The 12,708-nt window shown below is 42.3% G+C and carries 7 protein-coding genes and 1 pseudogene; 1 reads left to right on the forward strand and 7 read right to left on the reverse strand.

Annotated elements, in window-relative coordinates; all coding sequences use genetic code 11:
- Positions 1-191: 191 nt before the first annotated feature.
- The 5 genes and pseudogenes from PAT01_RS12890 to PAT01_RS12910 form a co-directional block, all read right to left on the reverse strand.
- Positions 192-2,446 (reverse strand): annotated as a pseudogene (locus PAT01_RS12890) (acyl-CoA dehydrogenase).
- Positions 2,447-2,711: 265 nt separating this feature from the next.
- A complete protein-coding gene (locus PAT01_RS12895; protein ID WP_154945580.1) occupies positions 2,712-3,740 on the reverse strand; it encodes a zinc-binding dehydrogenase in 1,029 nt (342 codons plus the stop codon).
- Positions 3,741-3,754: 14 nt separating this feature from the next.
- The gene (locus PAT01_RS12900; RefSeq protein ID WP_054981863.1) at positions 3,755-5,164 is read right to left on the reverse strand and encodes a TolC family protein; all 1,410 of its coding nucleotides are present in this window, start codon (positions 5,162-5,164) and stop codon (positions 3,755-3,757) included.
- Positions 5,157-8,309: an efflux RND transporter permease subunit gene (locus PAT01_RS12905; protein WP_154945581.1), complete on the reverse strand. Its 3,153-nt coding sequence runs from the start codon at positions 8,307-8,309 to the stop codon at positions 5,157-5,159. The genes PAT01_RS12900 and PAT01_RS12905 overlap by 8 nt, the downstream gene beginning before the upstream one ends.
- 9 nt (positions 8,310-8,318) lie before the next feature.
- On the reverse strand, positions 8,319-9,485 hold the full coding sequence (locus PAT01_RS12910) for an efflux RND transporter periplasmic adaptor subunit (RefSeq protein WP_138579069.1): 1,167 nt from the start codon (positions 9,483-9,485) through the stop codon (positions 8,319-8,321).
- Positions 9,486-9,605: 120 nt separating this feature from the next.
- On the opposite strand from PAT01_RS12910, the gene PAT01_RS12915 reads away from it, so the two are divergent.
- Complete coding sequence (locus PAT01_RS12915) at positions 9,606-10,544, forward strand: LysR family transcriptional regulator (RefSeq protein WP_004588705.1); 939 nt, start codon at positions 9,606-9,608, stop codon at positions 10,542-10,544.
- Positions 10,545-10,552: 8 nt separating this feature from the next.
- Here the strand turns inward: PAT01_RS12915 and PAT01_RS12920 are convergent, their stop codons facing one another.
- Positions 10,553-11,590 (reverse strand): GGDEF domain-containing protein, encoded by a 1,038-nt coding sequence (locus PAT01_RS12920; protein WP_186807285.1) that lies wholly within the window; start codon positions 11,588-11,590, stop codon positions 10,553-10,555.
- 143 nt (positions 11,591-11,733) lie between these two features.
- On the reverse strand, positions 11,734-12,705 hold the full coding sequence (gene moaA, locus PAT01_RS12925) for a GTP 3',8-cyclase MoaA (RefSeq protein WP_055253993.1): 972 nt from the start codon (positions 12,703-12,705) through the stop codon (positions 11,734-11,736).
- Between the last annotated feature and the right edge of the window lie 3 nt (positions 12,706-12,708).

Genomic DNA, 12,708 nt, shown 5'->3' on the forward strand with positions numbered 1-12,708 from the left:
TATGGAAAATAAACTAAACAGCTACTCTAATTGAACAAGCAAAACGACCATAAAATGAGCCACCATTAGCCCTGCCTCTATATTACACACATAAAAAAGCCCCGCTTGGTTTTAAACAAACGAGGCTCCACACTAATTTTTTAATCAAGAATAAAAGCGCCGATACAGCGGGCGCTTTGCATCATTGAATTTTATTGATTAACTACACTTTTAAGTGGGTTAACTGGTTGTGCGTTGTCATCTAATAAGTTCATGTCAAAGTCGAACTCATCAACGCGAATCGCTTTTTCACGCTTTTTGTTGTAATCAATTAGTTGCGCATGTTCATCCGCAGTAATTACATTTGCCGCTAATGCGTTATCTAGCGTAATGGCAAAACGTGTACCTGGTTTAATCGTTTTAGCGCGCAGCGCTTTTTTAACTTTGGCCAGTTCAACAAGTGATGCCATTTTAGCTTTATAAGCTTGCTCGTTAATGTGATGACCGTCGCCTTCTACAGGCTTAACTAAATGCGTAATTTGCGCTTTAAATGCGGTATCAAGCTGTGCTTGTTTTGCTAATTCACGAATTAAGTCGTCGCTAATTTTTGGCATTTTAGTTGAGTAGTTCATTGTTACAAAACGAATAAACTTACGAGTACCACTTGCAGGGAAGTTATCTAAAAACTTATGCAGTGCTTCTTCAGCGCTTTGTAGTGCAAAACGTGTCGCATAGTGGAAGTACGGCGCTGCTTGCTCGCGCTCGCTGCTTGCTACTTTTTGCTCGTAATACTTAATTGATGCCATTGCCGCGTATAAAAAGCTCATTACATCGCCTAAACGTGCTGATAGCATTTCAGCCTGCTTTAATTTACCGCCAAGTACGAGTAACGAGAAGTCGGCATACACTGCTAATTTTGCAGATAGTTTATGTACGGCTTTTTCGTATTCACGTACTTCTGGTAATGCAGAGTTTGCACTTGCAGTAAATGGTAAAACACCTAAACGGAACGCACGTAAGCTATTTGCTGTGCTGTAACCAATTGTTTTACGCAAAATGCCGTTAAACTCTTTATCTGCACCTTTATCTTCACTATGGATTGATTCAACCATAGATTGTAAATAAGGGTGACAACGCATAACACCTTGACCAAAAATCATCAGGTTACGTGTAAGAATGTTCGCGCCTTCTACTGTAATTGCAATAGGCTGTGCTACGTAACCGCTTGCAAGGGTATTTTGTGGACCATTTTGAATCGCTTTACCCGCTTGAATATCCATTGCAGAGTCTAATACGTCGCGGCCAAGCTCGGTCATGTGGTATTTAGCTATTGCTGTAACAACCGATGGTTTTAAGCCCATGCCCAGGCCTTCAGTTGTCAGCACGCGCATTGCTTCTTGAAGGTATGTTTTACCTGCAATGTCTGCTAGTTTTTCTTGAATACCTTCAAATTGACCAATTGCTAAACCAAACTGCTCACGCACTGCTGCGTATTCAGATACTGATTTAAACGCCACTTGTGATGTACTTACACCTAGTGCAGGTAATGAAATACCACGCCCTGCACCTAAACAGCTAACCAACATTTGCCAACCACGACCGATGTTTTTCTGGCCGCCAATAATAAAGTCCATTGGTACAAATACTTTGTTACCACGTGTAGTACCGTTATAAAAACGAATACCCATTGGTCATGGCGGTTGCCAAGCTCTACACCTGGGTGATCTTTAGGAATAAGCGCACAGGTAATACCTAAGTTTTCTTTGCCGCCTAGTAAACCTTCTGGATCCACTACTTTAAATGCTAAACCAAGTACCGTAGCGATTGGTGCCAGTGTGATGTAACGCTTATCCCATGTGATCTCAAGGCCAAGTACTTCTTCGCCGTTGTACATGCCTTTGGTGACAGTACCAATATCTGGAATGCCACCTGCATCAGAGCCCGCCTCTGGGCTTGTTAATGCAAAACATGGAATGTCTCTGCCGTTTGCTAAACGCGGTAAGTAATGCGCTTGCTGCTCTTGTGTACCAAAGTGAAGTAATAATTCACCTGGGCCTAAAGAGTTAGGAACCATAACAGTTACCGCTACTGCAGAGCTTTTAGTTGCAATGGTTGCCACAATAGTTGAGTTTGCATAAGGGCTAAACTCTAAACCGCCAAACGATTTAGGAATGATAAGCGAGAAGAAACGCTCTTTTTTCAAAAATTCTAATATGTCATCTGGTAAGTGAATACCGTTTTGAATAACTGAATCGTCAATCATGCCTAGTAGCTCTTGTACTGGGCCATCTAAGAATGCTTGCTCGTCTGCACTTAGGGTAGCAGCCGGCACATCGCGTAGTGCGCTAAAATCTGGCTTACCTTGATAGATAGACCCTTCTAACCACACATCACCCGCGTCTAGCGCTTCTTGTTCAGTGATTGAAATACTTGGTAATACTTTTTTTAATTTTGTACGTAAACTCATGATTGAACTCATCCGACCAGATAAATAATACCTACATTACGTCATAAAAATCAGTTTAGATCAATTACTCTATTCAATTAATTAACAGTTTTTTCAATTTATTTTCTTTACGGTGACGTAAACTGTTGAAACTAAAAGGCTTACACTTGTGCGCTGAAATACCTCTATTTGGCAACAATTAAGCCCCATACTCATAAAAAGCTATTTTTTAGGCATAAAAAAACGCAGCCACTTGGGCTGCGTTTTTAAAATAAGGTGGGCAACGTTAATTGCTTATTTGCACAACGTGTTTGCCTGTAAAGCCACCCGCTATTTGGTTATTTAAGGCAGCATTGACTGAGTCAGCAGTAAAGTCAACCGCAGTGATTGCCGGTGTTTTAATATCGCCCGATAGCGCGCCTTCAAGCAATAAATTGCCCATAAAACTTAAGCGCTGCTGTGCACATAAACTATTGGCAAGCCACGCACCACCAATAGACACCACACTAATATTAGGCGCTCGGTGGTACATTAAATCTTGATCAAAATGAGGCAGCGAGTTTAAACACGCGATACGCCCGCAAAAGCGCATTAATTCAATATTTCTAAGCGTTGATTCACCGCCCATGGTATCAATTACAGCATCAAACCCTTGCGGGCCAAGCTCGCGGCGAATTTTGTCGCGTAACTTTTTGTCGTTATAATCAAATACCACATCGGCACCTAGCTGCTTTACCAGCTTGTGATTACGCTTTGAAGCGGTGGTAAATACATCGGCACCGCGTTGTTTAGCATATTGAATGGCAAACTGCCCTACCGCACCAGAGCCACCTTCGATTAGGATTTGGTCGCCCTCAGTAATTGCAATTTTATCTAAGCTAATAAGGGCGGCCATACCAGCACACGGTAACGTAGCAGCCTTTGCAGGGCACAGCCCATCGGGCACAACCGATACAGCAAAGTTAGGCACCGTGGTGTATTCACTCAGTACCCCTTGCTCGCCAATATTGGCATGCCACATTACTCGTTCGCCAACCCCAGGAAACACACCTTTGTTAGCTTTAACTACCACACCAACGGCGTCTAGGCCTAAAATATGAGGGTATTGCCACTTACAAAATCCCGTTTTAGCAAAATAGGCATCAGCAGGATTGAGGCCTACATACTCAAGCTTTACCAACAATTCGTTGTCGGCGCACTCGGGTATATCAACCTCAACATCTTGCAAGCGTATTTGCTCATCTGGTTGTGATAAAACAATAGCGCGCATTGTTTGTAAGGGGCTGCCTTGATGTGATAATTCAGTATTGCTCATTCAATTAACTCTACCTATTTTGTACTGCTCAGTGCATAGCTCCATTGGCCGTTAAATGCCTGATAAGCATTCACTTTAGCAAGCAATGTAGCAATAGTTGTGTCAACAGCGTTTTCTTGTGCCATTAAAACATCCTGGCGTGCATCTAACAACTCTAAGTACGGTATTTGGCCTTCTTCGTACATCGCCTGTGCTTGTAAAAATGCTTTATTTGCAAAGCCATAGCGCTGTTTAGCATAACGCTCTTGCTGTTGTTGATTGACCAACATTTGCAATGAAAGTTCACTTTGAGTCACCGCATTTAATACTATTTGCTGATAGTCGCTGTAGGCAGCTTCACTTAAAAACTGCTGTGCGTCGCGCTGAGCAAGGAGTGCGGGGTAACTTAATATTGACCATTGCAACTGGGGGGCTACTTGCCATTGCTGATCAGTATTTTTTAAGCCCGTGCTGTCTATGCTCACTACGCCTGCAAAGGCTGATAAGCTAATATCAGGTAGTAAGGCTTTACTTGCCGCCACACTTAAGCTGTTGGCTTGGCTAAAATCATACAATGCACGGCTTATATCAGGGCGAAGGGCAATGGCGCTATTGGCATTTTTAAGCGCAACGCTAAAGCTTTGCTCCAGCAGGTTTTGCTCATTGTCTATCGCAATGTCTTGCGCAAGCTTACCTGTAAGCACAGCTAAAGTGGATAAGTCGCTGTATTTAGCATACTCAATAGCGGGCATTAGGGCTTCTTGCTGCCTAAGCTGTGCCATCGTACGGTTTAGGTCAAGCTCGTTGGCAACGCCTTCATCTACACGTGCTTGAAGTACCTCAATGCTTTGCTCTAATGCGTTAATTTGCATGGCTATGATGTGTTGTTTTTCAACATTACCTTGATAGCTTACAAACCCTTTAACAACAGACGATACCACTTCAATTTGCAGTGAACGTACTTGCTCGGCTTGGCTCATGGCCGATGCATTTGCAGCATCAACCAAAGCAGTAATACGGCCAAATAAATCTAACTGCCAATCAAGCGCTATGTTAGCACTCGATTGACGGTCAAACACACTCGGTGCATCGCTTCGTGCTGCGCCAATATTTACCCCGCCTTGGGGTAAATATTGCGCTTTTTGCTCACCAAGTCGGGCAAGGGTACTTTTGAGCGTTAATTGGCTTGTTTGCAAATTGTAGTTATTGGCAAGTGCGCTATTAACCAAAGCATTTAGCTGCTTTGATTCTAACTTGTGCCACCAATTTGTTTCATCTGCAATGGCAACATTGCTGGCAATATTTGCTTGAGCTACAAAATCGTTAATAGCGTTTTGCTCGCTTTGTGTATCTATTTTGCTAGCGCAACCAGATAAAAAAGCAGCCACTAACACAGCACTTAACGTTAAGCGCGTTTTGATAGGTTTAGCGATTAAATTAGTCATGCGATATCCCCTTTGCTTTTTGCTGCTTTTTCACAACTAACATGTAAAACACGGGCGTAAATAATAAGCCAAACACCGTTACGCCTATCATGCCTGCAAACACCGCGTTACCCATTGCGTGGCGCATTTCGGCACCTGCCCCCGTTGCAAGTACTAGTGGTACAACCCCTGCTGTAAAGGCAATTGAGGTCATTAATATTGGGCGTAAACGCATACGACACGCCGCTAATATTGCCTCAAAGTGCGTTAACCCACCGCCGTGTTGGTCGCGGGCAAATTCTACCATTAATATGGCGTTTTTAGAGGCAAGTGCCACCAGTACAATTAATGCAATTTGAGTAAATATATTATTGTCTGAGCCTACAAACCACACACCTAATAGTGCTGAGAAAATAGTCATCGGTACAATTAATATTATGGCCAGTGGCAAACGTAAACTTTCGTACTGCGCAGCAAGCACCATAAATACAAGCAACACAACTAATGGGAATACATAAACCATAGTGTTACCTGCAAGTACTTGTTGGTACGTTACTTCTGTCCACTCGTACTCAATACCTGTTGGCAGATTGTCGGCTAATATTGTTTCAATAGCAGTTTGTGCCTGATCAGAGCTATAACCGGGGGCTGGACTGCCGTTTAGTTCTGCACTTGGGTAACCGTTGTAATGCATTACACGGTCAGGCCCTATTGTTGGTGTAACTGTAAGTACCGAGCCAAGCGGCACCATATTTCCTGCACTGTTACGTACTTTTAGGTTAAGAATTTGCTCAGGGTCAAGGCGAAAATCAGCATCAGCTTGCGCATTAACCTGATAAGTACGACCAAACATATTAAAGTCATTCACATACACAGAGCCTAGGTATATTTGCAATGCGTCAAATACTTCATCAAGAGGAATACCTTGAATAAGCGCTTGCTCGCGGTCTATATCAATATCCATTTGTGGTACTTGAATGCGAAAGCTTGAATATAAGCCCATTAACGCGGGGTCTTGCTGCGCCTTACCAATAATGGTTTGCAAACTATTAAATAGTGCATCAAAGCCTTTATTTGCTCTATCTTCAATTTGCAGTTTAAAGCCACCGGTGGTACCTAAGCCTTGAATTGGCGGCGGCGGAAATACAGCCACAAACGCTTCATCAATAGCTGCAAAACGCTGATTTAACTGCGCGGCAATTGCCATCGCTGATTGACTAGGGTCGGTACGTTTATCAAAGCTCTCAAGTGGCGTAAATACAATGCCGCTATTTGGGCTGTTAGTAAAACCGTTTACCGATAAGCCTGGAAACGCCACGGTGTGTGCAACGCCTGGTACTTCTAATGCTATTTTTTGCATTTGCGAGAGCACATCTTCGGTACGGTCTAAACTGGCTGCATCTGGCAATTGCGCAATCGCAACTAAATATTGCTTATCTTGCTGTGGAATAAAGCCACCGGGTACGGTATCAAACAATTTAATTGTACCGCCCACCAGCGCAACATAGGCCACCATAACAATAACGCTCATACGTATAAGCTTTTGTACCAGCTTTTCGTAGCCTTTAGCACCACGGTCAAACACGCGGTTAAACGGTTTAAATAACCACGCACCAAACAGTTTATTAAGTAAACGCGTGAATGCATCTGGTTTTGCATCGTGCGACTTTAATAATAATGCCGATAGCGCAGGCGACAGGGTTAAGGAGTTAAACGCCGAAATAACAGTCGAAATAGTAATTGTTAGTGCAAATTGCTTATAAAACTGACCCGATAAACCGGTAATAAATGCAGTAGGAATAAATACCGCACACAGCACTAACGCTATCGCAATAATTGGCCCGGTTACTTCGCTCATAGCAACACGTGTTGCCTCTAAAGGCGAAAGCCCTTGTTCTATATTTCGCTCTACGTTTTCAACAACAACTATCGCATCATCAACTACAATACCAATTGCCAGTACCAAGCCAAACAGCGAAAGTGTATTAATAGACACGCCTAGCCATTGCATTACAGCAAACGTACCAATTAACGAAATTGGCACCGCAATCAATGGAATAATAGACGCGCGCCACGTTTGTAAAAATACAATAACCACAATTACAACTAATACAATGGCTTCAAGTAGCGTTGCTATAACCGCATCTATTGAACCACGTACAAACACAGTGGGGTCGTAAACAATGTCGTACTCAACCCCTGCCGGAAAATCTTGTGATAAACGAGCCATGGTCTCGCGTACTTGATCAGAGAGCTCAATTGCATTTGAACCCGGGCGCTGAAACACTGGCATTGCAAGTGCTGGCTGGTTATCAAGCTCTGCACGAAGTGCATAGGTATCTTGGCCTAAATCAACACGGGCTACATCAGACAAACGCGTTAATTGCCCCTGTTCGCCCACTTTAATAATGACCTTTTCAAACTCTTCAACACTGTTTAAACGTCCTTTTACGTTTAACAAAATTTGAAATTGGCTGTCGTTAGAAATTGGCTGTGCACCTAAGCTACCCGCTGCAACTTGCTGATTTTGCGAGCGCAAAGCAGCCACAACATCGGTGGCTGTAAGCTCACGCGCTGCTAATGCATCTGGGTTTAACCACACACGCATAGAGTACTTACCACCGCCAAATAAACGAATATCACCTACACCCGGTAAACGGGCAATTTCATCTTTAATATGAGTGTCGGCATAGTTAGATAAATACGCTGTGTCGTGGCTGTTTTCAGGCGAGTATAAATGCACCACCATGGTTAAATCGGGTGATGATTTTTCGGCCACAACACCTAAACGTTGAACTTCCTCGGGTAAACGTGGCAATGCACTGTTTACACGGTTTTGTACTTGTACTTGTGCACGGTCTAAATCCGTACCTAACGCAAAGGTTACCGTTAATGTCATGCGGCCATCGCTGGTACCTTGCGAAAACATATAAAGCATGTTTTCAGTACCATTGATTTCTTGCTCAAGTGGCGTTGCCACTGTTTGCGCTATAACGGTAGGGTTTGCGCCTGGGTAATTTGCAGTTACTACAACCGTTGGTGGTACCACTTCTGGGTATTCACTTACAGGAAGTTGAAACAGTGATATACCACCAGCAATTAAAATAACCAACGACAGCATGGCTGCAAATATTGGTCGCTGAATAAAAAAGTGTGAAAATTTCATCGATAAACCTTATTGCTTAGCCATTAACTGGGCGTTGTCGTTTGACAGTGTAAAGGCAACCCCATCGGTATCAATTGTGACTGTATTAGGCGAAATAGGCATACCTGGGCCTACACGTGCAGGGCCATTTACCGCAATAATATCGCCTTCGTTTAGGCCAGCAGTAACAGCGCGTAACGCACCATAGCGCTCGCCTACTTCTATTAATTTGTATTCAAGCACGTTGTTTTCGCCAACGGTTAACACAAAGCGATTTTTTAAATCGGTGCCAATAGCACGCTCAGGAATAATTACTTTTTCGCTCACTTCGTTTGCTGCCAATTTAACGCGAGCAAAAGAACCTGCACGTAATTGATTGTTATCTTGTTCAAATACCGCACGTACACGTAAAGTACCCGTTGCTGAATTAATTTGGTTATCAATAAAATTAATATATCCTTGGTAAGCAAACTCTTTTTGCCCTACTTTTTGCATAACAACTGTTTGGCGGCTTTGTGCGGTTACATCGTTAAAGGCGCTATTCCAAGTACGCTCATCAACATCAAAGTAGGCATACATCGCTTTATTAGAAACAATTGACGTTAATACACTTTGACCCGCTAATACGTTATTACCTTTGGTAATATTTGCGCGTGAGATAACACCATCAATCGGCGAAACTACTGATGTAAATTCTAAATCGAGCTTTGCAGAGGTAAGCTGTGCTTGCAGCGCTGCCAGTTGTGCTTCGCGCTGGCGAAGCGTTGAGGTACGCGCCTGTGCTTGTTCTGTTGAAATAGCTTTACGCTCTAATAAGCGCACTGCTCGTTTGTCTTCACTTTTAGCTTGTTCAAGTGCAGCTTCTGCGCTGTGGATTTGCGCTTCTAGGCTTGCTACAACTGCTGCAAAAGGGCGCTCATCAAGTTGAAACAACACATCGCCTTGCTTAACAACATCACCTTCTTTAAATTCAATGCTATCAATCACCCCAGATACACGCGGCATCAGCGCAACTTCTTGCGGCGATTCTAAACGCGTGGTGTAGGTGTGCCAGCTTTGTACTGGTTTAATTAAAACTTGTGCTACATCGATAGGTTGTAATTGTTGTTGCTGCGCATTAGGTGCGCTCTCATCGGCACAGCCCGCTAAGGATAGAGTTGCCGCAGCTAATGCAGCAGCAATTAAATGTTTATTCATGAAGACGCTCCTTTATTTATTTACCTGGCATGTTACGGACTATACTTGCGGACAAAAACCATAGATTTATAAATTCATTAATGCCAAAATGGCATCAATAACATTTATTGGGTGATCATAATGGATACAACAAGCCGGCTTTTAATGCTGCTTGAAGTGGTAGAACAAGGCTCTTTTGCCAAAGCTGCAGAAATAAGAAACATAGACCGCTCTGTAATATCTAAACAAATCAGTCGATTAGAGGACGAGCTAGGTGTTAGGTTATTAAACCGCACCACCCGTTCGTTTTCGTTAACGGCGGCGGGCGCAGAAATGATTAAAAAAGCGTCAGAGCTAAGAGAGCTACTTGGTGAAACCGTACGTATGGCCGAAAACTACCACCTAGAGCCACGCGGTGTGCTAAAGGTTACCTCGTCAACATTAATTGGTCGGCGTTATTTACAACCTGTGCTAAACGACTTCCAAAAACGTTTTCCACAAGTAGAAGTAGAGCTACGTTTAGACGATAGGCTAGTTGATATTGTATCTGAAGGGTTTGATTTAGCATTTAGAATTGGTGAGCCTAAAGACTCCTCGTTAATTGCCCGTAAAATTGCCCGTAATAGGCTGCTTATTGTAGCCGCCCCTGAATTTATAAAAACCTATGGTATGCCACAAACCATAGAAGAGCTGGTGCAGTTACCCGCTGCAAGTTATGCAAGTAACGCTATGCGCGTAGAAACCATAGATTACTACGATAGTAAAGGTGAGCCGTGCGAGCTAAAAATAAAAAGCGTGTACAGAGCAAACGATGCTGAAGTACTGCTAATGAAAGCTATTTCAGGGACTACCTACTTTGTTGCGCCAGCATTTATTATCGATAAAGAAATTACACAAGGTCAATTAGTGCCCATTTTAACGGATGTTAAGTTAAAAGAGTTTAGCCATATGTATGCAGTGTACCCACACAGAGACTTACCGGTAAGAACACGTTTATTTTTTGATGCAGTAAGAGAATACCTAGGTAAAGACAAACCAATTTGGGAAAACAACATCCCAAATTTTGAGCAAATGTACTAGCCTCGTACTTAGGCTATTTGAGGATTTTCAATCAGGTTGGCATTTGCTTGAAAGTACACTTTATTGCGGCCATATTCTTTTGCTTTATACAGTTGTTTATCTGCTTTAATTACAAACTTTTCAAGCGTGTCGCCTTGGCGATACTTAACAACGCCTATACTGGCAGTTACATTTATTTTTAGCCCATCAATCTCAAATGCCGTATTGTTGAGTTTTTCTCTTATGGTTTCAGCCATTGCCAATGCATCACTTTGTGACGCAAAAGAATGTAGTAAAGCAAACTCTTCCCCGCCCACTCTAAATACATACCCTTTTGCCAATACAACCCGTAACAAAGTGGCGACTTCAATCAGCACTTTATCTCCTACTGCGTGGCCATGGGTGTCGTTAACCTGTTTAAAAAAGTCTAGGTCGAGTAAAAACAAATAAAGTTGCGACTTATCTTTAAGCTCTACTGCAAAGTAATGGTTCATTGATAAACGGTTTGCAGCCCCAGTAAGTGGGTCTAACAAGGCCAGATTTTTCAGCCGTTTAGACGATAAAGCACGGCTGCCTTCAAATACATGAGAAATGGCCCAAATGCTGATATAAACAAAGGCAAGATTTAAACTGAAATTAAGCGTAGTTAGAGGAAGTTGCGATGCTTTGGTTAATAATATGGCCCCCTGGAGTACAAATAACAAAGCCGATAATACAATGCCATAGCGCTTACCTAACAGTAGGTAATACAACACAGGTAACGCAAACGACCACACATACAAACCATTTATTGGCTTTGCTAAATAATTACCTAATACAATAACAAAGGTGACAAATATGCACATAACAACAGATTGCCATACTTCGAGTGCGTGTGTGTTTAAGCGGTGGTAGGTGTAGGCACAAAATACAGTGAGCGCTATTTCTAAATAGCCTAATAACGCAAAGTTATTTAAAAAAATATTAAACGCAGCAAAAAACAATGAGACATAACCAAAACACAAGCACATCCATTTCAGAACGTTTCTTCTTAATGATTTAGTACTACTAAGTGCTGCTATATCCATTCAAAAAACTTAAAATAATAAAAAATTCAGTGTAACGCTAAAATTAAATATAACAAGTAGCTAAATAGGTAAAAACAGTCATTTTATTAAACTATGTAGCGAAAACAGTAAACTCAGTAGCGAATTACACTACATTTACGCCTTTACCCGCCTAACATAGATAAGTTTGTAGTGACCCCAGTGTTACCTTGGTGCAATAAGTGCGTTGGTTTTTTTGTTTTTATATAACGCGCTAGCTGATCAATTAATGCCTGATTAGTGTTATCACTCATGTATTCTCTAAGTGATATACCCTGCTCAGAAAACAAACATAAATGCAGTTTCCCCAGTGATGAAATTCTTAACCTGTTGCAGGTAGCACAAAAGTCATTACTGTAAGGCATTATTAACCCTATTTTGCCTAAATAATCAGGGTGGAAAAACTCTTGCGCAGGCCCCGCCGTTACATCGCGTATAATGGGTTGCCAACCAGCGCGAAGCAACTGCTCTTTTATGGATTGCCCCGATATATGGTTAGCATCAAAAAATGCTTTATTGTCGTTTGTTTGCATTAACTCAATAAAGCGCATCGTTACGGGTCTGTGCTTTAAATACGCTAAAAAAGGTTCAAGGGCACGGCCATTGTACTGTTTCATGAGTACGCTGTTTATTTTTACTGAATCTAAGCCGCTCTCTAGGGCCGTGTCTATGCCTTGCATAACCGTGGCAAACTTATCGTTGCCGGTAATGGTATTAAACATACGTGGGTCTAGGCTGTCGATGCTAACATTTATTGCATTGAGCCCTGCGTGTGCCCAATCTTTAACATGTTTATGCATTGAGTAACCATTTGTAGTGGCGGCTATTTTGGTAATACCTTGGGTGTCTTTTGCCGCACGAATTACATCTATAAAATCTTTTCTGAGGGTTGGCTCACCGCCAGTAATGCGTAACTTTGATATGCCATGATGAGCAAAGGCGTTTACTGTATTGCTAATTTCGTTAAGTGAAAGGAAGTCTCGGTCGTGATCGCATTGATAACCATCCGGTAAGCAATACACACACTTAAAATTACATACATCAGTAATGGATAAACGTAGATAACTAAATTTTCGCCCTGCTGGGTCGACTAGCATAAA

This window comes from Pseudoalteromonas atlantica (genome assembly GCA_007988745.1).
Lineage (GTDB): Bacteria > Pseudomonadota > Gammaproteobacteria > Enterobacterales > Alteromonadaceae > Pseudoalteromonas > Pseudoalteromonas atlantica.

What these genes read in the sequence shown, in the direction of transcription:
- PAT01_RS12920 (WP_186807285.1), bottom strand. Translation starts at nt 11,590, where the DNA reads ATGGATATAGCAGCACTTAGTAGTACTAAATCATTAAGAAGAAACGTT.
- PAT01_RS12905 (WP_154945581.1), bottom strand. Translation starts at nt 8,309, where the DNA reads ATGAAATTTTCACACTTTTTTATTCAGCGACCAATATTTGCAGCCATG.
- PAT01_RS12910 (WP_138579069.1), bottom strand. Translation starts at nt 9,485, where the DNA reads ATGAATAAACATTTAATTGCTGCTGCATTAGCTGCGGCAACTCTATCC.
- PAT01_RS12900 (WP_054981863.1), bottom strand. Translation starts at nt 5,164, where the DNA reads ATGACTAATTTAATCGCTAAACCTATCAAAACGCGCTTAACGTTAAGT.
- moaA (WP_055253993.1), bottom strand. Translation starts at nt 12,705, where the DNA reads ATGCTAGTCGACCCAGCAGGGCGAAAATTTAGTTATCTACGTTTATCC.
- PAT01_RS12895 (WP_154945580.1), bottom strand. Translation starts at nt 3,740, where the DNA reads ATGAGCAATACTGAATTATCACATCAAGGCAGCCCCTTACAAACAATG.
- PAT01_RS12915 (WP_004588705.1), top strand. Translation starts at nt 9,606, where the DNA reads ATGGATACAACAAGCCGGCTTTTAATGCTGCTTGAAGTGGTAGAACAA.